This window comes from Corallococcus exiguus (assembly GCF_009909105.1).
GTDB lineage: Bacteria > Myxococcota > Myxococcia > Myxococcales > Myxococcaceae > Corallococcus > Corallococcus exiguus.
On sequence record NZ_JAAAPK010000003.1, the window covers coordinates 892,887 to 913,001 of the forward strand.

The 20,115-nt window shown below is 70.5% G+C and carries 17 protein-coding genes; 11 read left to right on the forward strand and 6 right to left on the reverse strand.

Annotation, left to right across the window (positions count from 1 at the left end; translation table 11 throughout):
• Positions 1 to 15: 15 nt before the first annotated feature.
• The gene (locus GTZ93_RS15105; RefSeq protein WP_139916857.1) at positions 16 to 3,483 is read left to right on the forward strand and encodes a methylmalonyl-CoA mutase family protein; all 3,468 of its coding nucleotides are present in this window, start codon (positions 16 to 18) and stop codon (positions 3,481 to 3,483) included.
• A gap of 69 nt (positions 3,484 to 3,552) precedes the next feature.
• Here the strand turns inward: GTZ93_RS15105 and GTZ93_RS15110 are convergent, their stop codons facing one another.
• Positions 3,553 to 4,293, reverse strand: coding sequence for an SDR family oxidoreductase (locus GTZ93_RS15110; RefSeq protein WP_139916855.1), 741 nt, complete (start codon positions 4,291 to 4,293; stop codon positions 3,553 to 3,555).
• Between the two features lie 155 nt (positions 4,294 to 4,448).
• Here GTZ93_RS15110 and GTZ93_RS15115 point away from each other — a divergent pair, with 155 nt between their 5' ends.
• On the forward strand, positions 4,449 to 5,372 hold the full coding sequence (locus GTZ93_RS15115) for an AraC family transcriptional regulator (RefSeq protein ID WP_121753156.1): 924 nt from the start codon (positions 4,449 to 4,451) through the stop codon (positions 5,370 to 5,372).
• 96 nt (positions 5,373 to 5,468) lie between these two features.
• Positions 5,469 to 6,215 carry a ferritin-like domain-containing protein gene (locus GTZ93_RS15120; RefSeq protein WP_139916853.1) on the forward strand — a complete coding sequence of 249 codons (747 nt, stop codon included), beginning with the start codon at positions 5,469 to 5,471 and terminating at the stop codon, positions 6,213 to 6,215.
• A 4-nt stretch (positions 6,216 to 6,219) separates the two neighbouring features.
• Here the strand turns inward: GTZ93_RS15120 and GTZ93_RS15125 are convergent, their stop codons facing one another.
• Positions 6,220 to 6,798, reverse strand: coding sequence for a hypothetical protein (locus GTZ93_RS15125; protein WP_139916851.1), 579 nt, complete (start codon positions 6,796 to 6,798; stop codon positions 6,220 to 6,222).
• A gap of 26 nt (positions 6,799 to 6,824) precedes the next feature.
• Positions 6,825 to 7,364, reverse strand: a complete 540-nt coding sequence (locus GTZ93_RS15130; RefSeq protein WP_139916849.1) for a hypothetical protein — start codon at positions 7,362 to 7,364, stop codon at positions 6,825 to 6,827.
• 272 nt (positions 7,365 to 7,636) lie between these two features.
• On the opposite strand from GTZ93_RS15130, the gene GTZ93_RS15135 reads away from it, so the two are divergent.
• Complete coding sequence (locus GTZ93_RS15135) at positions 7,637 to 10,384, forward strand: M16 family metallopeptidase (RefSeq protein ID WP_139916847.1); 2,748 nt, start codon at positions 7,637 to 7,639, stop codon at positions 10,382 to 10,384.
• Between the two features lie 62 nt (positions 10,385 to 10,446).
• The gene (locus GTZ93_RS15140; protein WP_139916845.1) at positions 10,447 to 12,003 is read left to right on the forward strand and encodes a hypothetical protein; all 1,557 of its coding nucleotides are present in this window, start codon (positions 10,447 to 10,449) and stop codon (positions 12,001 to 12,003) included.
• A gap of 24 nt (positions 12,004 to 12,027) precedes the next feature.
• On the opposite strand, the gene GTZ93_RS15145 is transcribed toward GTZ93_RS15140, so the two are convergent.
• Positions 12,028 to 12,687: a hypothetical protein gene (locus GTZ93_RS15145; protein WP_139916843.1), complete on the reverse strand. Its 660-nt coding sequence runs from the start codon at positions 12,685 to 12,687 to the stop codon at positions 12,028 to 12,030.
• A 109-nt stretch (positions 12,688 to 12,796) separates the two neighbouring features.
• On the opposite strand from GTZ93_RS15145, the gene GTZ93_RS15150 reads away from it, so the two are divergent.
• Positions 12,797 to 13,555 (forward strand): DUF1338 domain-containing protein, encoded by a 759-nt coding sequence (locus GTZ93_RS15150; RefSeq protein WP_139916841.1) that lies wholly within the window; start codon positions 12,797 to 12,799, stop codon positions 13,553 to 13,555.
• 71 nt (positions 13,556 to 13,626) lie between these two features.
• Here GTZ93_RS15150 and GTZ93_RS15155 read toward each other — a convergent pair whose 3' ends face one another.
• The gene (locus tag GTZ93_RS15155) at positions 13,627 to 14,679 is read right to left on the reverse strand and encodes a hypothetical protein (protein WP_161662826.1); all 1,053 of its coding nucleotides are present in this window, start codon (positions 14,677 to 14,679) and stop codon (positions 13,627 to 13,629) included.
• A gap of 143 nt (positions 14,680 to 14,822) precedes the next feature.
• On the opposite strand from GTZ93_RS15155, the gene GTZ93_RS15160 reads away from it, so the two are divergent.
• The 5 genes from GTZ93_RS15160 (at position 14,823) to GTZ93_RS15180 (ending at position 19,346) form a co-directional block, all read left to right on the forward strand.
• A complete protein-coding gene (locus tag GTZ93_RS15160) occupies positions 14,823 to 15,458 on the forward strand; it encodes an RNA polymerase sigma factor (RefSeq protein WP_161662827.1) in 636 nt (211 codons plus the stop codon).
• The gene (locus GTZ93_RS15165) at positions 15,455 to 16,054 is read left to right on the forward strand and encodes a hypothetical protein (RefSeq protein WP_120596638.1); all 600 of its coding nucleotides are present in this window, start codon (positions 15,455 to 15,457) and stop codon (positions 16,052 to 16,054) included. The genes GTZ93_RS15160 and GTZ93_RS15165 overlap by 4 nt, the downstream gene beginning before the upstream one ends.
• On the forward strand, positions 16,051 to 16,506 hold the full coding sequence (locus tag GTZ93_RS15170) for a hypothetical protein (RefSeq protein ID WP_161662828.1): 456 nt from the start codon (positions 16,051 to 16,053) through the stop codon (positions 16,504 to 16,506). Before GTZ93_RS15165 ends, GTZ93_RS15170 begins: the two co-directional genes overlap by 4 nt.
• Before the next feature lie 335 nt (positions 16,507 to 16,841).
• The gene (locus tag GTZ93_RS15175) at positions 16,842 to 18,629 is read left to right on the forward strand and encodes a tetratricopeptide repeat protein (RefSeq protein ID WP_161662829.1); all 1,788 of its coding nucleotides are present in this window, start codon (positions 16,842 to 16,844) and stop codon (positions 18,627 to 18,629) included.
• Positions 18,630 to 18,776: 147 nt separating this feature from the next.
• Positions 18,777 to 19,346: a hypothetical protein gene (locus GTZ93_RS15180; RefSeq protein WP_139920839.1), complete on the forward strand. Its 570-nt coding sequence runs from the start codon at positions 18,777 to 18,779 to the stop codon at positions 19,344 to 19,346.
• A 51-nt stretch (positions 19,347 to 19,397) separates the two neighbouring features.
• On the opposite strand, the gene GTZ93_RS15185 is transcribed toward GTZ93_RS15180, so the two are convergent.
• A complete protein-coding gene (locus GTZ93_RS15185; protein ID WP_139920837.1) occupies positions 19,398 to 19,988 on the reverse strand; it encodes a DUF938 domain-containing protein in 591 nt (196 codons plus the stop codon).
• Positions 19,989 to 20,115: the final 127 nt, after the last annotated feature.

Here is a 20,115-nt window from a genome sequence, read left to right on the forward strand (position 1 = left end):
TCCTAGTGTACGCCCGTGCGACACCCCCAACCGACCACCGCTCCCCAGCCGTACCGGCCCCAGCACCACGTCCGCATCGTCACGGCCGCCAGCCTCTTCGACGGACACGACGCGGCCATCAACGTGATGCGCCGCCTGATGCAGTCCTCCGGCGCGGAGATCATCCACCTGGGCCACAACCGGTCCGTGGCTGAAATCGTCGACTGCGCCATCCAGGAGGACGCCCAGGGCATCGCCCTCACGTCCTACCAGGGCGGCCACGTCGAGTACTTCAAGTACATGATCGACCTGCTGCGCGAGCGCGGCGCGAACATCAAGGTGTTCGGCGGCGGCGGCGGCACCATCCTCCCCACGGAAATCGACGAGCTGCACAAGTACGGCGTCGCGCGCATCTATTCCCCGGACGACGGCCGCGCCATGGGCCTGCAGGGGATGATCGACGACCTCATCTCCCAATGTGACTTCGAGAAGCGCCCCTCGGACTTCAAGGGCCTGCTCAAGGACCCGCTGCCCCGTGAGCCGGAGCGCATCGCGTCGCTCATCACCATCGCGGAGAATTTCGCGGACGCGGGCGAAGAGCTGCGCACCGCACTGAAGACCGCCGGCACGAACGCGCCCCGGGTGCCCGTGCTGGGCATCACCGGCACGGGCGGCGCCGGCAAGTCCAGCCTGGTGGACGAGCTGGTGCGCCGCTTCCTGGCGGACTTCCCGGACAAGACGCTCGCGGTGCTCTCCGTGGATCCGTCCAAGCGCAAGTCCGGCGGCGCGCTGCTGGGCGACCGCATCCGCATGAACGCCATCGACAACCCGCGCGTCTACATGCGCTCGATGGCCACCCGTCAGAGCAACCTGGCCCTGTCCCGGCACGTCGCCCATTCCATCGAGGTCTGCAAGGCGGCGGGCTTCGACCTCATCGTGGTGGAGACCTCCGGCATCGGTCAGTCGGACACCGAAATCACCGAGCACTCGGACGTGGCGCTCTACGTGATGACGGCCGAGTACGGCGCGGCGACGCAGCTCGAGAAGATCGACATGCTCGACTTCGCGGACGTCATCGCCATCAACAAGTTCGACAAGCGCGGGTCGCTGGACGCGCTGCGCGACGTGCGCAAGCAGTGGAAGCGCAACCACAACGCCTTCACCCTGGCCGAGGACGCGGTGCCCGTGTACGGCACCATCGCGTCGCAGTTCAACGACCCGGGCATGAACACGCTCTACCGGGCCCTCATCGACGCGCTGGTGAAGAAGACGGGCGCGACGCTGGACAGCCGCTTCCAGCTCTCGCCCGGCATGAGCGAGAAGAAGTGGATCATCCCCCCGGAGCGCACGCGCTACCTGGCCGAAATCGTCGACGCCTGTGAGGACTACGACGGCTTCGTGCGCGCCCAGGCCGCCATTGCCCGGCGCATGTACCAGCTGCACGGCACCATCCAGGCCCTGCGTCAGAACGTGGGGAAGAAGAAGCTCGAAATCGTCGAGCCGAAGGACGCCACGGACGTGGTGCAGGTGACGGAGCGCGTAGAGGGCGAGCCCGCGTACCTGGGCGACCTGGTGGCGCTGTACCAGGACCTGGAGAGCCGCCTGCACGCGGACTGCCGGCGCCTGCTGGCCGAGTGGCCCGCGACGAAGAAGCGCTACGCGGCGTCCAAGTACCAGTTCCAGGTGCGCGACAAGGTCATCGAGCTGGACCTCATCAGCGAGACGCTGTCGCACCTGCGCGTGCCCAAGATTGCGTTGCCCAAGTATGAGGACTGGGGCGACATCCTGACGTGGCTGCTACGGGAGAACGCGCCGGGCGCCTTCCCGTTCACCGCGGGCGTCTTCCCGCTCAAGCGCGAGGGCGAGGACCCGGCGCGCATGTTCGCGGGCGAGGGCGGCCCGGAGCGCACCAACAAGCGCTTCCACTACGTGTCACGCGGCCTGCCGGCGAAGCGCCTGTCCACGGCGTTCGACTCGGTGACGCTGTACGGCGAGGACCCGGACCACCGGCCGGACATCTACGGCAAGGTGGGCAACTCGGGCGTGTCCATCGCGAACGTGGACGACGCGAAGAAGCTCTACTCCGGCTTCGACCTGGCGGACCCGTCCACGTCCGTGTCCATGACCATCAACGGCCCGGCGCCCATGCTGCTGGGCTTCTTCCTCAACGCCGCGGTGGATCAGCAGTGCGAGAAGTGGATCCGCGCCAACGGCAAGGTGGAGGAGGTCGAGAAGAAGATTGAAGCACTCTACAAAGAGCGCGGCCTGCCGCGTCCGCGCTACCAGGGCGAACTGCCCCAGGGCAACGACGGCCTGGGCCTGCTGCTGCTGGGCGTGTCCGGTGATGAAGTCCTGCCGGCGGACGTCTACGCGAAGATCCGCGCGTCCACGCTCCAGGCGGTGCGCGGCACGGTGCAGGCGGACATCCTCAAGGAGGACCAGGCGCAGAACACCTGCATCTTCTCCACGGAGTTCGCCCTGCGCGTGATGGGCGACATCCAGCAGTACTTCATCGACCAGAAGGTGCGGAACTTCTACTCGGTGTCCATCTCCGGGTACCACATCGCGGAGGCAGGGGCGAACCCCATCTCCCAGCTGGCCTTCACGCTGGCCAACGGCTTCACCTTCGTCGAGTACTACCTGTCGCGCGGGATGCACATCGACGACTTCGCGCCCAACCTGTCGTTCTTCTTCTCCAACGGCATGGACCCCGAATACGCGGTGCTGGGGCGCGTGGCCCGCCGCATCTGGGCCAAGGCCATCCGGGACAAGTACGGCGGCAACGACCGGTCGCAGAAGCTGAAGTATCACATCCAGACGTCCGGCCGTTCCCTGCACGCGCAGGAGATTGCCTTCAACGACATCCGCACCACGTTGCAGGCGTTGCTCGCGCTCAACGACAACTGCAATTCGTTGCACACGAACGCCTACGACGAGGCCATCACCACGCCCACGGAGGAGAGCGTGCGGCGCGCGCTGGCCATCCAGCTGGTCATCAACAAGGAGTTCGGCCTGTCGAAGAACGAAAACCCCAACCAGGGCTCGTTCATCATCGAGGAGCTGACGGACCTGGTGGAGGCGGCGGTGCTCAACGAGTTCCGCGCCATCTCCGAGCGCGGCGGCGTGCTGGGCGCGATGGAGCGAATGTACCAGCGCTCCAAGATCCAGGAGGAGTCGCTCTACTACGAGATGCAGAAGCACGACGGGACGCTGCCCATCATCGGGGTGAACACCTTCCTGGATCCGAAGGGTTCCCCCACGGTGACGCCGCCGGAAGTCATCCGCGCGACGAAGGAGGAGAAGGACTACGCCATCACCGCGCGTGACGCCTTCTGGAAGCGCAACGCGAAGACGGCGCCCGCGGCGCTGGAAGCGGTGCGCCGCGCGGCCCTGGACAACGGCAACGTGTTCGGCGCGCTGATGGACGCCTGCAAGGTGTGCACGCTGGGCCAGCTGTCCCGCGCGCTGTACGAAGTGGGCGGCCAGTACCGGCGCAACATGTGATGCGAACGCCGCGGTCCCGGGCAGGTGTCCCGGGACCACGTCGCGGCCTCACGAGCGGAACCGGCCATCTCAGTACGGGCTCGACGTGGGGCGGATGATGATCTCGCTCACGTCCACGTCCGCGGGCTGGCTGATGGCGTAGCTGATGGCGCGGGCGATGGCGTCCGCCGGAATGGCGTCCTTGCGGAACTCGCGCATGTACTCGCGCGACGCCGGGTCACTGATGCTGTCCGCCAGCTCCGACGTGGTGACTCCCGGCGAAATCACCGTCACCCGGATGTCCGCGCCCACCTCCTGGCGCAGGCCTTCGGAGATGGCCATCACCGCGAACTTCGTGGCGCAGTACACCGCCGCCGTCGGGCTCACCGCGTGCCCGCCAATGGAGGACAGGTTGATGAACTGCCCCGCCTTCTGGCGCTTCATCACCGGAAGCCCCGCGGCAATGCCGTGCAGCACGCCCCGGATGTTCACGTCGATCATCCGGTTCCACTCGTCCAGCTTCAGCTCCTCCAGCCTGGACAGCGGCATCACCCCCGCGTTGTTGATGAGCACGTCCAGCCGCCCGAACTCCTTCAGCGTGAAGGCCACGAAGCCCTCCACGTCCTCGCGCTTCGTCACGTCCAACGCCTTGTAACGAGCCTCGCCGCCCTTCGACCTCAGCTCGCCCGTCAGCGTCTCCAGCCGGTCCGTCCGGCGCGCGCCCAGCACCACCTTCGCCCCCTGACTGGCGAGCAGGCGGGCCGTCGCCTCGCCAATGCCGCTGCTCGCTCCGGTGATGGCCACCACCTTGCCCTTCATGTCCGTCGTCATCGCTTCCGTCCTCGCTCTTTGGGCCCGGCACGAAGGGCGCCGGGGATGACTGCACCCTCTCAAGGAGCGTGGGGACGGCGGTATCCGGATGCTCGCGGACTCTTGCCCATTCCTGCACGAGCGCCCATCCCCGACAGGAGTTAGAACGAACGCGCATGCCGACCGACCTGAGCCCGCACCTGTCCGAGCTGGCGACGCTCCTGGAGCGCCACACGCCCACGGACGGCATCCACGCCACCGCCATCCCCCGCATGGTGCTCATCCGCGCCTCCCAGCCCTCCACGCCCCTGCACGCGCTGCAAGAGCCGGCGCTGTGCATCGTCGCGCGGGGCCGCAAGCAGGTGCTCCTGGGCGACGAGCTGTATGTCTATGGCCCGGACCAGTGCCTCGTCGCGTCCGTGGACCTGCCAGTCACGGGGCAGGTGGTGGAGGCCTCTCCGGACGCGCCCTACCTCTGCTTCCGGTTGGACCTGGAGCCCGGGCAGTTGGGCAGCCTGATGATGGAGGCGGCGCTGGAGGCGCCCGGCCCCACGGACATGGTCCGAGGCCTTGCCCTGGGTCCGGTGGGCGCGCCGCTGCTGGACGCGACGGCGCGGCTGGTGCGGCTGTTGGACACGCCGCGCGACATCCCCGTGCTCGCGCCGCTCGTCATCCGCGAAATCCTCTACCGCCTGCTGTCCGGCGAGAACTCCGAACGGCTGCGGCGCATCGCCATGGCGGACAGCCGCCGCGAGTCCGTCACCCGTGCCATCCACTGGCTCAAGGAGCACTACGCCGCGCCGCTGCGCATCGAACGGCTGGCGCGCACCGTCCACATGAGCCCGTCCGCGCTCCACCACCACTTCAAGTCCGTCACCGCGATGAGCCCGCTGCAGTACCAGAAGCAGCTGCGGCTCCAGGAGGCCCGCCGCCTGATGCTGGCCCAGGCCATGGACGCGGCCATGGCTGGCCACGCCGTGGGCTACGAGAGCCCGTCCCAGTTCAGTCGCGAGTACAGCAGGATGTTCGGTGCACCACCTTCGCGTGACATCGCGAGGCTGCGGGAGTCCCTCGCTTCCGGCCCAACGGCAGTGCGCTAGCCCCCGGGGCCGATGGCGGACCCAGCGCGTCGTTTCCACGTTGAGCCCCCCTTCCGTGGCCATCGCACCGGAAGGCATCCCTGGCGGGAGGGCGCGATGTCATCTGGCGAAGACTGGGGACTGAAGCACACGGCGGCACAGCTCACCGCCGAGGAGCTGGAGCAGGTGGCCCGAGAGGAGCCGCCCCGGGATTCGGCCCTGCCCCTCTCGGGCAGCGCCGTGCGGTTCCTGCGCGTGCACCTCATGCGCATCGCCGGCCACCTGGGCGAGCTGCAGCCGCCGGACTTCCGGGAGCTGGTGGGCCAGGCACTCCAGACCGCGGAGGGGCCCACGCCCCTGCTCTTCGTCGCCCAGCTGCGGGAGCGGCTCGCCTTCGAGCGGACCAGCTCACGGCTCTACGCGGGCCTGCTGGTGAAGACCCATGCCCTGGGCAGCTACCCGGGAGGCCCCACGCCGGAGCGGCTGGTGGAGCTGCACAACCAGGAGCTGGACCACCTGAACCTCATCCGCGAGTGCATCTACCGGCTCGGCGTGGACGCGCCCTTGCTGACGGCGCAAGGGGACGGCGTGGATCCGCGTCCCCATGGACTGCTGAGGGCCGTGGACGACCCGTGCGCCACGCTCCCGGACGCACTGCGCGCGGTCCTCATCGCTGAAATCCTCAACAACGCTGGATGGGCGATGCTCGTGGACCTGGCCCAGGAGCTGGGACCTCCCGACCTGGTGGACGCCTTCCGCGAAGTCCTGCGCGAGGAGACGCTCCACCTGGAAGAGGTCACCACCTGGGTCGCCAACCTGCCGGACGACGTCCGCGTCACCGACGCGCGGGCCTCCGCCAGCTGAGGCGTCAGCGGGCCACGGGCCGCCTGCGGGCCACGCGCTCCCGCACGGTGGCGATGAAGGCCGGCTTGTCCGCGCTGCCCTTCACGCCGTCGAAGTCCAGGTCCAGGTGCTCGGCGACGGCCCGGAGGTATTCCAGACAGGGCTCGTCCGCGGGCGTCTTCCCTTCCGCGAACAGCGGATGGCAGACGGGGCAGTAATTGACCACCCAGACGCGCTCGCCGTCTGGAATCTCCAGCGAGACGGGGCCGCCGTCGCTCCTGTCTTCTTCGTACGGCTCGATGCGCCAGACTCCCGTGGCGTCATCGTCGTCCATGAGCAGCTCGCGGTAGTTGAGGCTGGGGACGAACTCCCACTCGCCCCAGTCGTAGCCGTAGGGCTTCGTCTGCGTGCGACGGGCGCGGCCCCGGGCCTCCTCGAAGGCGTCCGCGTCCTCCGGCGCCTCTTCGGCGGCGAAGAAGAACAGGTCCAGGATGGCCTCGTCGTTGCCGAAGCCCTCCTCCTCGCACTCCTTGCCGGTCTTCTCACCGCACTCGAACGACGAGGGAGGACCGCAGACGCTGCATCGGTAGTCATGGACGCCCATGGTGGGAGCCTACCAGCCCCACCGCGTCATTCCTCGGGGGACTCCAAGACGTCGAAGGTGCAGGTCAGCTCGCCGCCATCCGAGTAGCGGTAGACGAAGCGCCCTTGCGCGACCCACGGAGACAGCTCGTCCATCGTCACCGAGCCCTCCACCGGAACACCGGGCACGGAGAGGTAGCCGGTATCCCCGCCGATGTTGCCCACCCACGCCGTCACCAGCGACCGCTCCGAGGGCACCAGCTGGCCCTGCCGGGAGAGGAGGTTCACGGTGCGGTCCTGCTCCACCCGGGCCCCCTCCACCAGGTGGATGTCCACGCCGAAGCCCTCCAGGACCGGCTCGTCCTCCGGCGTGTAGTCCAGGTCGATGAAGGTGGCCGGCAGCTCGCCCTGAACGGAGCGGTGCACCAGGGAGGAGTACTCATCGAGGGGCCAACGCACGCGCCGTCCCTGATGCGTCCCCCGGCATTCCCCCGTGGCCCTGGGGAAGTCGTCGTCCAGCCAGAAGCAGGAGGAGACGCAGAGGGCGCAGGCCAACAGCGGCAGCACGACGCGCGGCGGAAGGGACATGGCCTTCATCCTAACCGGAGGACCGTGGACACGGCGGAGCCCGTGCTCCATGCAATTCCTGTCATCCCCTTCTTGCACGGAGGGTGGGATGACGGGCCATGGGTGAGCATGCTATGAGCACGCCATCGTCTGGCTTTGCCCTTGCGGTCCGCTTCCGTCAGACGTTGTCTCCCCGGTCGTTCCATCATCCACATTTTTCATTTCCCGCCCGGGGGGAGGCGTGGGGCCGTGGGCCCTTCGTGGGCTGCCTCCGGGTTCGTGCCTGGAGTCGTATGTCTTTCCTGTCGGGTTCCGTCCGCGCCTCGCGCCTGGCCATGGCCGCGCTGGTCTCGCTGTCCCTGGGAGGCTGCGCCACGCTTCCTCCGCGAGGACAGGTCGTCATGCGCGACGTGTCCTTCCCCCTGCGTGACTTCCGCATGCCGTCCGGCCTGCGCGTGGTGGTGGAGCGCGATGCGCGCGCACCCGTGGTGGCGGTGGTCGCGGTGGTGGGCGCGGGAGGCTCCAGCGATCCGGGCGGCAAGGAGGGACTGGCGCACCTGGTGGAGCACCTGGCCTTCCGCGCGCGTCCCGCTAACGGGCCCTCCGTGCAGGCGCGGCTCAATGCCTCCGGCGCGGGGCACTCCAACGCCTCCACCAGCCTGGACTACACCGCGTATGAAGAGCTCGCGCCCAAGGAGTCGCTGGGCGCGCTGGTGAAGCTGGAGGGGGAGCGGCTGTCGTCGCCGCTCTCCAACGTCAGCCCGGAGGTCTTCGCGGTGGAGCGCGAGGTGGTGCGCAACGAGCTGCGCCAGCGCAACGAGACGGGCTACGTGGGCCAGGTGTTCAGCTGGGTACACGCGGCGTCGTTCCCGGCGGGGGACCCGTACGCGCGGCCCGTGGTGGGTTCGCACGAGTCGCTGTCCGCCCTCACCCTGACGGACGCGCACCGCTTCGCGCGCGCCCACTACCGCCCGGACAACGTCACCCTGGTCATCTCCGGGGACGTGGACCTGGCGGAGGTGGAGGCCACGCTCCTGCAGAACCTGCCGCCCGCGTGGGTGGGCACCGGCGCCCCACTGGCCCTGGACACGCGCCTGCCCGCGAAGCGCCCGGAGCCCGCGGTCGCCCCGGTCAGCAAGACGATGCCGGTGTACGCGGCAGCGGTGCCGTCGCCGGAGCTGTACCTGTCCTGGGTGCTGCCGCGCTCCTTCGACGAGGCCAGCGCCCTGCATGACTTCGTGGGCGTCAGCCTGGACAGCAACCTCTGGGAGGCGGTGCGCAGCGATGGCGACATCGCGGGCATCTCCACGGGGCTGGTGCCCGGCACCCGCGCGTCGCTGCTCATCGTGCGCGTGCACCTGTCTCGCGGGGACCACCCGGAGCGCAGCGCGGAGAAGGTGCTGGACCAGGTGCACAAGACCTGGAGCGGGGAGATTGAAGCCAGCGGCGTGCTGGGCCAGGAGTTCAACTTCCAGTCCCTGCGCCGCCAGGTGGTGACGAACATGGTGCTGGAGTCGGAGCGGCTGCTGGCGCGGACCCGGAGCCGCGCGCTGCTCACCCACTTCACCACGGACGTGCGCTCGTACACGCGCTCGCAGATGGCGCTGATGGGGCTGGGTGGGAGCAAGGTGACGGACTTCGCGTACCAGTGGCTCCAGCGCGACCGGGCGCACGCCATCCTCGTGCGGCCGGGAGAGAGCGGCACGCCGACGGCGCTCCCCACGCTGGCGAAGCTGCCCGGGGGCGAGCCCGCGGTGGAGGGCGGCGAGCGCGTCACGCCGTCCATGCTGGCGGCCACCACGGCGCCCGTGCAGGTGCTGAAGCTGGAGAACGGCATGGAGGTGCTGCTGGTGCCCCGGCCGGGCCTGCCGGTGGTGCGGGTGGGCGCGGCGATGGGCGGCGGAACGGCGCACGGGGTGAAGCCGGGCGTGGCGGACCTGGCGAAGTGGGGCTCCTTCCGCGAGTCGCACTTCGAGGGCCGCCCGAGCGACTGGGGCCTGCACGAGTCCACCCGCACGGCGCTGGACCACGTGCGCGTGGACATGGCCGGCACGGCGGGCAACGTGGGCAACATGCTGGCGATGCTCGCGGAGGACCTGTCCACCACCCGCACGTCGGAGGCCGTGGTGCGCTACTGGCGCGAGCAGGTGCAGCCCTGGCGTGAGGCGGTGGACACGCGGCCGGAAGTGCTCGCGCACCGGAACCTGATGCAGGCGCTCTACGGCACGCACCCCTACGCCACCGAGGCCACGGGCGCGCAGATGGCGAAGGTGTCCTGGTCGGAGGCGCAGGAGTGGCTGGAGGACGTCTACCGCCCGGGCAACACGACGGTGGTGGTGGCGGGGGAGTTCGAAGTGAAGGACGTCGAGCCGATGGTGCGCAAGTACCTGGGCGACTGGAGCCGGGGCAAGCCGCAGCCGGTGGCCGTGCCGCCCGCGCCGGCGCTGCCCGCGGCGTCCGCGAAGGTGAACACGCTCTTCACCGCGCGGCCCGGGGCCACGCAGGGCCAGGTGCAGCTGGCCTGCCGGCTGCCCACGGCCACGCCGGAGCTGGAGGCGCGCTACGCGCTGATGGCGGAGCTGCTGGAGGTGGAGGCCTACGATCGGACGCGCTCCGGAACGGGAGCGTCCTACGGCTTCGGCGCCGAGCCCTGGATTGGCCGGGGCGGCGCGGCGCACCTCCTGCTGGGCGGCAGCATGGATGCGCAGCGGATGAGCGAAGGCGTGGCGTCGCTGCGCGAGACGCTGGCGGCGTTCGCGAAGGAGGTGTCCGAAAAGGACCTGGCGAATGCCCGCGCGCGGTTGCTGGCGCGGCAGGGGGTGTCGTTCATCTCCACGGATGCGTGGGTGGAGGCGCTGCTCGAGGCGCGCGTGCGGGGCTTCCCGGTGGAGTCGGTGGCGCAGCGCCCCGCGCACCTCCAGGCGGTGACGGCGGACGCGCTGAAGCAGGAGTTCGCGGGCTGCCTCCAGCGCCTCGTGGTGAGCATCACGGGGGATGAGCAGCCCAGCCGCGCCGCGCTCCAGGCGGTGTCGGTGCCGTAGCGGGAAGAGCTTCCGTCCGGCGGGCACGACCCGCCGGGCCGCGTGCCTCCGTATGATGGGGCATGCGAGTCATGGACCTCCGCCGGACGCGGAATCTGCTGGGTGCGCTGCTGTCATGGGGCGCCTCCGCCTGTCACGGGACGGACGGGCCCACGGCTCCGTGCGAGGGCGCTGACTGCGCCGCGCCCGGGCTCATCCGGGCGTTCGAGAAGGGCGCCCCGTCCTCCCGGGTGCGGCCGCGCGCGGACTTCGGCGGGCTCAAGGTGCGGCGGGCCGCTGGACGCACCTTCGTGCTGGAGACGACGCAGGACGCGGAAGGACGGGACACCCGCCGGCTCACCGTGTCCGCGCGGGACGGCACGCCCCTGTGGCGGTTCGACGCGGTGGCCCGTGACCACTTGAGTGACTTCACGGTGCACCCGTCCGGGGAGGTCACCGTGGGCCTCGAGCGCACCATCGCGCCAGGGCCGACGTACGACCTGGTGCGACTGTCCTCCGAGGGGAAGGTGTTGTCCTGGGAGCGGCTGCCCATCCCCAGGACGGTGCCCGAAGCCGACCTGGGGGGAACCCTGCTTCCCCCCGCGTTCCACATGAAGTCCGCCTATGTCCACGCCCTCACCGACGGCTGGCTGCGCACGGAGGCCCGCGGCGAGGACCTGGCCGTGGCCTTCCTGTCGCTCGTGGCCGTCCCCCCTGGCGAACCTGCCAGCTGGGAGCAGGCGTCGGGCGTGATGACGCTCCAGTGGAAGGACGGGCGCTACACCGAGCAGTGGACCCGCGTCGTCGACGGGAGCCACTTCACCCAGCCGGCCGCCTGGGCCTACGACGAATTCCGCTGGCGCGAGGCCGCGCTCCGGCCGCTGCTCGCGGTGGACGCGGACGGACGGCTGGTGGTGGGGCGCACCTGGAACAGCTCCCGCTGCCTGGCCTCCAGCCGCACGTTCAATGACTTCACCTCCGTGCACTGCCGCTCCGGCGATGACGTCACCACGCCCTCGGACACCGAACGGCAGCCCTTCGCCATGACGGCCTTCACGCCGGTGGGGACGCGCATCGGGACGCACGTCTTCGTCCCCACCCGGGCAGCGGAGTTCGTCGTCTTCGACATGGCGGTGCGCGACGGAGAGGTGGCGCTCGCGGGCACCGTGGTGACGGAGGGCACGGATGGCACCATCGCCTGGTACCCGTCCGCGCCGGGCGTGGAGGACCGGATGACGCCCTATGACGGCTATCTGGGCGTGCTGTCGCTGGACTCGGGCGCGCTGCGCTTCGAGCACCGCGTGGACACGGGCCGCGCGGACCACTTCTCCGCGCTGCGCTGGACGGACGCGGGGCTCGTCGCCGTGGGAGCATCCGGTTGGGACCGGTGGGACGGAGGGATGAGCATCTCGCGCGGTGCGGGCCCGCTGCTCGCGCTCGCGTCCACCGATGGCCAGACGGTGCGCACGCGGCGGCCCGGCCCCGAGGGACAGGGCCGCCATTTCCACCTGCTGGGCGTGGACGCGGACGGGGACTCACTGGTGGCGGTGGGGCTCGCGGAGGCGCCGCTGACGCACTCCGGAGACAACGGTCACCTGGAGGCCATGACCTTCGGCGGGCTCACGGTGGAGCTGCGCTGAAGCCACCCGCGCGTCCTCACGGGCTCAGTGGCCCGGCGACACGTAGCAGAAGTCAGACAGGTAGGGGCAGTCCTGCGGGCAGCTGGACGGCGTCTCCCCGTCGCAGCACACGCTGTCGCCGCAGACGGGCCCGAAGCCACAATCCTGCGGGCAGTTGAAGGCATTCTCCGTGCTGGGGTCGCAGGTGTAATCGCCGCAGTAGCCGGCGGGGCTGCCGCAGTCCTGCGGGCAGTTGTAGGAGTTCTCCGTGTTGGGATTGCACACGCTGTCACCGCAGTAACCGGGGCTGCCGCAGTCCTGCGGGCAATTGTAGACATTCTCCGCGCTGGGGTCGCAGATGCTGTCACCACAGACGGCGCACAGGCCGGCGGAGGACGCGGACGCGAACCCCATGGGGCTCACGTAGCAGAAGTCAGACAGGTAGGGGCAGTCCTGCGGACAGCTGGACGGCGTCTCCCCATCACAACACACGGAGTCGCCGCAGACGGGCCCGAAGCCACAGTCCTGCGGACAGTTGAAGGGGTTCTCCGTTCCGGGGTCGCAGATGGAGTCTCCGCAGGAACCGCACAGGGCCTTCTCCTGACGCGCCAGCTCGGGCGCGGCGGTCTCCGGCTCCACGACCCCTCCGCACGCCAGCAGCAGGCCGGATACCAGGGCCAACAGCCCCATCTTCATCGCGTTCATCGTCTGTCTCCGTGTATTCAGCATTTCCGCCCTGAGCGGGCCTGTGCTTGTTAATACAGTTCGCGGATGGCGCTCAAAGGCGCGGGGAGCGCGGCGTACACTGCCGGGCATGACGACCTCCGCTTCCGACGCCTCGCGGCTGCTGGACCTGCTGTGGGAGCGCTACGCCTCCGAAGTCCCCTTCGCGCGCACCTTCGTGACGCTGTCCGGGGGACACTTCCGCAACGACCACGTCGCGTTCCGCACCCTCGCGCGGCCGGAGGGAGGCATCGCCCTCTTCTCTCGTGTGTTCGAGCGGTTCGGGTGGAAGCCGGCCGGCGCGTACACGTTCCCGGACGCGCACCTGTCCGCCATCTACCTGTCGCATCCGGACGGACTGCCGCGCGTCTTCCTGTCCGAGCTGAAGCAGGAGGAGCTGTCGCCGCGCGCCCGCGCGCTGCTCGCCGCGCTGCCAGTGGATCCACCGCCGCCGGAGGACGTGGAGTCGCTCGCCGCGTGGTTCACGGCGCCGACGCCGCCGGAGGAAGCCGCGCTGCTGGAGCTGGAGAAGGAGACGCAGTACGGCGCGTGGCTGCTGGCCTTCGGCCGCAAGGTGAATCACTTCACCGGCGCGGTGGACGACGTGGAGGCGTGGCAGCGGCGCATGCGCGAAGCGGGCGTGCCCATGAAGGCGGACATCGAGGGCGAGCCCGGCACTTCGCTCAGACAGACGGCCACGCACGCGGCCCCGCTGCCCCTGACGCTCCGGGGCGGAGGCACGCGTGCATGGCCGTATGCGTACTTTGAAATCGCCCAGCGCTCGGGAGGGTTCGACGGGTTCCTGGGGCCGCAGGCCCGCGCGCTGTTCGACATGACGAAACGGGGCTGAGGCTCGCGGCCCGGGGGACGGTCGGGGGAGGGGGTTGGGAGTGCGCCCCCGGACCGCGACGCCTCGTGAGGCTAGTGGCGGCCGCCGCCGCGCTCGCAGCGGTCGGGCAGGCTCAGCTCCGCGCCGTCGAGCGTGCCGTCGCCGCACTCCGGACCGAAGGTGAGCACGTGGCTGGCGCCGTCCGCGGTGGTGCGCGTGAGCGTGCCGCTCGTGGGCCAGGGGCACACCTCGCGCGACGGCCGGACGATGCCCGCCAACGTCACGGTGCCCTGCGAACCATCCAGCGCGGTCTCCGTGTACGCGCCGTCGATGGTGCGCACCGGCGGCGTGTCCGTGGAGAACGCGACGGACAGCGAGCCCTCCAGCCGCACCGACTGCACCACCGTGCCCGCGGCATCCGTGCGCGTGCGAGTCACGTCCGCCTGCGTGCTCTTGCGCTGGGGCGGAGCGCCGTCCACCAGCTCCGCCGTGGAGGCGGTGGTGCCCTTCACGGTGGAGACCTCTCCATCGGAGTTGGTGCCGGAGACCTCGAAGGTGACGGTCTGGCTTTGCGTCACCGCGCCCGTGCAGTCCTCGGAAGCTTCGTACGCGTTCACGATGTCCACCGTGCCGCTGGTGGGGCCGCCGGGGCCCTTGCCGCCCGGCTTTCCGCCGCCATTTCCACCGGCGAAGGACTGGCCACGCACCTGTGAGCCCTCGCCGCCCTGCGGGGGAGGAGGCTGATCACCACCGCCCGGAGGCTGGCCGCCACCACCGCCACCGCCGGGAGGCTGGCCGCCGCCACGGCCGGGACCCTCGGGGCGCGTGGGGGGCGCGCAGTCGGTCCACTCCAGGTGCACGGTGGCGGGCAGCGTCTTGCCACACACCTCCACGGTGGTGATGTCGGGGCTCTCGTCACAGTGAAAGCCTTCAATGGCCTGGGGGCGCAGCTTGTCCAGGCCGTGCAGGAGGCTGGACACCTCCACCGCGTCGCTCGAGTCCGACGTGGCCTCCACCGCCTGGGACACATCCGACGTGGCGTCCGTGGTCGAGCTCTGCGACCCGCCGCCGCAACCGACCGTCATGGTGCCCACCACCAGCGCGACTGCTCCCAGCCACTGACTGCCCCTGTTCCAGTGCCTCATGAGTGCGTGCTCCCTTGTCATCCGGTGCCCGGCCGCTGTCCGTCCGCCCCCATGAGACGAAATGAATTTCCGCCGTGTTCCCGGCGGGGATTTTCCCGCGGCTTTTTGAGCGTGCACCGGGGCCGGATAGAGTGCCGCCGACCGTGAACGACGAGCTGCGCGCACTCATCCTCGAAGCCCAGGACGGCAGCGTGCGTGCCTTTGAGCTGCTCGTGTCCTCGCACCTGCCGCGCGTGCGCCGCTTCGCGCGGGCCTTCGCCGCGTCGGATTCGGACGTGGATGACCTGGCGCAGGAAGCGCTGGTGAAGGTCTACAAGAACCTGCGCTCGTTCCGCTTCCAGTCCGCGTTCCAGACGTGGCTCTATTCGGTGGTGCGCAACGCGTTCTATGACGCCACCCGCAGCCGCGCCGGCCGCGAGCGCTCCCGCGAGGAGCCGCTGGAGCAGGACCACACGAAGGCGGCGTCGGACGCCGAGTCCGCGGATGAAGGAATGATGCGCGCCCAGGAGCGGGACCGGCTGTGGCGGGCGCTCCGGGGGCTGCCGCAGGAGTTCCGCACGGCGGTGGTGCTCTTCGACGTGGAGGGCCACAGCTATGAAGAGGTGGCGGACATCGAAGGGGTGCCCGTGGGCACCGTGAAGTCGCGCCTGTCGCGGGGCCGGGCGCACCTGAAGGCCCTGCTGGCGGGGGGCCAGGGCCCTGGCGGCCCGGAAGATGACGCGCCGGTGGGAACATCCGGGCAGGACATTTCGTCGCATGCTGCGAGGAGCAGGAAATGAGTGAGCCCGAGGACAGGGAGGACCGCGCGCTGCGCGAGCGTCTGGCGGCGCTGCGAGACGACGCGCCGGGGCCCGACTTCCAGGCCCTGCTCCACCGGCGGCTCGTGGAGGCCGGTCCTCCCACACCGGCGTCGGGGTGGGATGCGGTGCGGGACTTCTGGCGCCGCCGAGCGCCGGTGCTGTGGCCAGCGGTGGGCATCGCCATGGGCGTGGCCACGTTCCTGGTGCTGGGCGCGGTGCGAGGCACGCCTGGAGTCCCGGAGACGGAAGCCCCGGGGATGGCGGAGCTCGAGCGGCCCGGCACGCAGGTGCCGGTGAGCAAGGTGGCGGTCATCAAGTTGGACTTCACGGCGGACGTGGCCGTGGAGCAGGCGGACTTCCAGGTGAGCCTGCCGGAGGGGCTGTCCTTCTGGGCGGACGGAGAGGAATTGCCGCTGCGCTCCTACCAGTGGACGCAGCCCCTGAGCGCGGGCAGCAACGTGATTCCCATCGCGGTGCGAGGCCAGCGGCCGGGGCGTTATCTGGTGACGGCGCTGGCGCGTGCGGGCGACCAGCGCATCGAGCACGACGTGGTGCTGGAGGTCACGGGCGGATGAAGACGGGGTTCTCGACACCGGCGCTCGCCGTCCTCCTGTGGCTGGGAGGAGGGGTCGCGCACGCCCAGCAGACACCGGCCCCGCCGCCAACGGAGGCCGCGAGGCCGCCCGAGGCCCCCGTACCGCCCCCACCGTCCGGAGCGCAGCAGGCGCACGTGCGCAGTTCGCACACGGTGGACGTCATCGCGCCGGGAGAACAGGTGGACACCATCCTGGGGCGCAGGAACGCGGAGCGCCCTCCCCCACCGCCCCGGGGCGACACGGCCCGTCCCCCTCCGGGTCCGGACGCGCGTGGCCCTTCGGGTGGACCGGGACAGGACGGCCGGCCCAACGGATCGCGCCCGCCCGGGGACGAGGGCCGCATGCGCTCGCCGTCCCCGAGGACCGACGGAGCACCACCGCCGCCCAATCAGCAGCCTCCCGCGCAGCCCCAACAGCCGCCGCGGCGCTGAAGGCGGGGTCGTCAGCGCAGGAGGGTTCCCGCCTCGAATCTCCAAAACCTGTCCGACTGTCCGACAGGTTTCCGCAGCCCGGATGAAGCGGCGGCCCCCTGCCGCGGTTGTCCAAAGCCTGTCCGACTGTCGGACAGGTTTGTCCGGGTCGCCGCCAAGGGGGCGTGTTCCCCCAGGGTTCTCGACTCGCCTCCATCTGGACGGGAGTCATGTCAGAGGACCTGGCGGCGCCGTGAGCACGGACTGGGTCGGTGCGCACCGGGCTCTCTCCCCGTGCCGGATGGCGCGGTGCGCTGCCCTCGCACCCGTGCGGGGAATGCGCTACGTCGCGGTGCGTGTGGACGGGCCTGCTGCTCCTGGTGGCGCTCGCGGCCGGGGAGCCGCTGGAGGACGCGCGCGAGTCCTTCGCGGCGGGCCGGTACGCGGAGGCGGAACAGCAGGCGCTCCAGGCCCCACCTTCCGGCGCCTCGCTGTACCTCGTGGGCCTGGCCCGCTTCCGCTTGGGCCGTCCCGCGGAAGCGCTGGAGGCCCTGGAGGCCGCGGGGCACGCTTCGGATGCTCCGGAGCCCGACGCCTGGAACTTCAACCGGGGCGCATGCCTCTATGCCCTGGGGCGCTTCGCGGAGGCGGAGGAGGCTTTCGCCCACGTCCGTGAAGGTGCCCCACTCGCCCGCGTGGCGTGGATCAACGCTGGCTTCGCCGCGTTCGACGCGGGCGCTCCGGACCGTGCCGCGCAATGGGCGGAACGAGCCTCGCCGGGTGCATCCACGGCGGAGGCGCTGCAGGTAGAGGAGCTGCGCGCCCTGGTCTCGCCCGCCGTGAACGAAGGGGATGAGGCCTACCGGCAGGGACTCGCGTCCTTCGACGCCGGCCGGTTCGACGAGGCCCGTGCGCACTTCCTGCGCGCGGCGGAGCGGCAGCCCGACTCCGGCAGGGCCCGGCTCATGGCGGGTGCGTCGGCCTGGCGCATGGGCTCGCGCGCGGAGGCCCGCGAGGACCTCACCGCGGCGCTCGCGCTGACGTTGACCCCGCTGGACCGCGCGACGGCGTATCAGTACCTGGACCTGCTCTCCCACGGACTGCGCTCCAGCGGCCCGAGCCTCTGGGTCTCCGCGAGCGTGGGGCCGGGCTTCGACAGCAACGTGCTCCAGGTAGGCGTCGCGGCCCGCGACGTGTCCGGCGCGAACGCGGACGTGGTGACCGCGAGCCCCTTCGCGGAGGCCAGCGTGGGCATCAGCGCACGCTTCCGCCTGTCCGACCGGCTCTTCGCGGCCCTGTCCTACGGCGGCAGCCAGCGCGCCTACTCTGAATCCTCCGTCCGGGACTACTCGCTCCAGCTCCACCGCGCGACGGCGGCCGCGGAGTGGGAGGCCGCGCGCCGGGTGCGCGTGGGGCTCCTCGCGGGCGGAGACATCTTCTTCACCGGCCTGGCGGACTTCCGGGGGCTCCAGGCCTCCGTGAATGCCAACGCGTGGCTGGCCTGGGACGAAACCGAACACACCAGCACGCGGCTGGACCTGGGCGCCGCCGGCAAGGACGGAATTGGAGAGGAGTTCGCCTACCTCACCGGTCCACGCCTGGATGCGACGCTGTCCCAGGAATGGCGCCTGGGGCCCGCGAGCATCACCGCGTGGTACCGCTACCGGCAGGACCGCATCGGCACGCTGGAGCAATCCTTCACCAGCGAGGATGCCTCCCTCGTGTCGCAGACGTATGTCATTCCGTTCGGCTTCACGGGCCACGCCGTGGGCGCGTCCAGCCGGTGGCAACCCCTGCCATGGCTCGCCGCCAGCCTGGACGCGGACGTGGAGTGGCGCCGCTACCTGGAGGACAACGCCCTGCGCGTCGTGACGGCCGGAGGAGACACCGAGACGTGGGACGTCCGCCGCCGCTACGACACGCGCTTCGTGATCATCCCCTCCGTGAGCGCCCGGCTGTCGAGCCACCTGCGGCTCACCGCTCGCTACGAGTTGCTGGTGAACCGCTCCAACATCGACATGCGGCTGACGGACGACGACCCCGCCGCATGCGAAGGTGCTGAACACCTCTGCCACGCGTATGACGCCACGAATGGCAACTACGAGAAGCACGGGGTGATGCTCCAGCTCGAAGCCGTGTGGTGAGCCGGGAACCCGCGTGTCCGCTCCGCGATAGCGCTGTCCATCCACGGGGTGGGGCCTTCAGGCAAGGCAGCGTGGAGGACGTGTTGCGAGGACGGGGATGCCTCTCCACCTTGCCGCACGACGAACCCACGACAGAGGAGGCACACCATGCCCATGTCCCGACTGCCGCTGATGCTCGCCGCGACCACGGCGCTTTGTTTCTCCGCGGGTTGTTCCAAGAAGGGGATGCACAAGGAGGAGTCCAAGGAGCCGATGTCCGCCACCGCGATGTCGTCCACGGGGGACCAGCGCTGCCCCATGTCCGTCCCGGGCGCGCAGGTCCAGACGCAGGACACGTCCGACGGCGTGGCGCTCATGTTCACCACGTCCGACCCGTCGCAGGTGTCGGACCTCCAGATGCGCGCCCGGCGGATGCTGAACGAGCAGTCCAAGCGCACCGCCAGCACGGAGACCCCCCTGGACCTGGCGCAGGAGGAGGACCTGGGCGACAGCGCCACGGAGATGCAGGATGGCCGCAACGATAGCGGCACCGGCGGAGGTGGCGACCAGGGCATGGCCGGGGCGCCCAGCGTCCCCTCCAAGGCCGTGGCAACGGACACGCCGGAGGGCATCACCATCACCTACTCCGCGCAGGACCACATGCAGCAGCGCCAGCTCATCGACGAGGTCCACGAGACCGCCCGTCAGCTGAAGGGCGGCAACTGCCCCGGCATGTAGCCCATGCCCACGCGCCGGGACCGCGTGACGAGCGCCGTCCCGGCGGAAGTCCTACCGGAGGAACACCACCGTGAGGTTGTTGCTCGGCATCTCCACCACGCGCTCGCGCTGGAGCCCGTGGCGCGCCGCCTCCGCGGTCACCGCGCCCAGCTCGCGCACGCCCCAGGACGGGTCGCGCGCGCGGAGCGATTCGTCGAAGGCGAGGTTGCTCGGCGCGGTCTCCTTCCCCTCCACGAAGTAGGGGCCGTACAGCACCAGCCGTCCGCCCGGACGCAGCACCCGCGCCGCGCCCCGCATCAATCCCTGGCAGGCCGCCCACGGCGCGATGTGGATCATGTTCACGCAGAGCACGGCGTCCGCGTGCTCCACCGGCCATGCGTCCGAGCTCGCGTCCAGCAAACGCGCGGGCAGGACGTTGGCCAGCCCTTCCTCCACGCGCCACGCGTCGATGCTCTCCAGCGACGACGGGTCGCCGTCCGTCGGCTGCCAGGTCAGCCCCGGGAACGCCTTCGCGAAGAAGGCCGCGTGCTGGCCGGTGCCGCTCGCCACCTCCAGCAACGTGCCCTCCGTGGGCAGCACCTCCCGGAGGACGGCGAGGAGCGGTTCGCGGTTGCGTTCGGTGGCCGGGGCGTGACGCTTCATGCCCTCCCCTCTTCCACACCCGCGCACGCGAGGAAAGGCCTCTCGCGGAAGATTGCAATCGCAGTCAAACCGGCGGCCGCCCGCGCACGGAATCCGCAACACTTTCCGGGACCTGTCGAAAACCTCC

Excerpts from the sequence above, each read along its gene's own strand:
- GTZ93_RS15125 (WP_139916851.1), bottom strand. The coding sequence starts at position 6,798 with ATGGGCGTCCATGACTACCGATGCAGCGTCTGCGGTCCTCCCTCGTCG.
- GTZ93_RS15110 (WP_139916855.1), bottom strand. The coding sequence starts at position 4,293 with ATGACGACGGACATGAAGGGCAAGGTGGTGGCCATCACCGGAGCGAGC.
- GTZ93_RS15165 (WP_120596638.1), top strand. The coding sequence starts at position 15,455 with ATGAGTGAGCCCGAGGACAGGGAGGACCGCGCGCTGCGCGAGCGTCTG.
- GTZ93_RS15180 (WP_139920839.1), top strand. The coding sequence starts at position 18,777 with ATGCCCATGTCCCGACTGCCGCTGATGCTCGCCGCGACCACGGCGCTT.
- GTZ93_RS15120 (WP_139916853.1), top strand. The coding sequence starts at position 5,469 with ATGTCATCTGGCGAAGACTGGGGACTGAAGCACACGGCGGCACAGCTC.
- GTZ93_RS15155 (WP_161662826.1), bottom strand. The coding sequence starts at position 14,679 with ATGAGGCACTGGAACAGGGGCAGTCAGTGGCTGGGAGCAGTCGCGCTG.
- GTZ93_RS15115 (WP_121753156.1), top strand. The coding sequence starts at position 4,449 with ATGCCGACCGACCTGAGCCCGCACCTGTCCGAGCTGGCGACGCTCCTG.
- GTZ93_RS15185 (WP_139920837.1), bottom strand. The coding sequence starts at position 19,988 with ATGAAGCGTCACGCCCCGGCCACCGAACGCAACCGCGAACCGCTCCTC.
- GTZ93_RS15140 (WP_139916845.1), top strand. The coding sequence starts at position 10,447 with ATGCGAGTCATGGACCTCCGCCGGACGCGGAATCTGCTGGGTGCGCTG.
- GTZ93_RS15135 (WP_139916847.1), top strand. The coding sequence starts at position 7,637 with ATGTCTTTCCTGTCGGGTTCCGTCCGCGCCTCGCGCCTGGCCATGGCC.
- GTZ93_RS15170 (WP_161662828.1), top strand. The coding sequence starts at position 16,051 with ATGAAGACGGGGTTCTCGACACCGGCGCTCGCCGTCCTCCTGTGGCTG.
- GTZ93_RS15130 (WP_139916849.1), bottom strand. The coding sequence starts at position 7,364 with ATGTCCCTTCCGCCGCGCGTCGTGCTGCCGCTGTTGGCCTGCGCCCTC.
- GTZ93_RS15150 (WP_139916841.1), top strand. The coding sequence starts at position 12,797 with ATGACGACCTCCGCTTCCGACGCCTCGCGGCTGCTGGACCTGCTGTGG.
- GTZ93_RS15145 (WP_139916843.1), bottom strand. The coding sequence starts at position 12,687 with ATGAACGCGATGAAGATGGGGCTGTTGGCCCTGGTATCCGGCCTGCTG.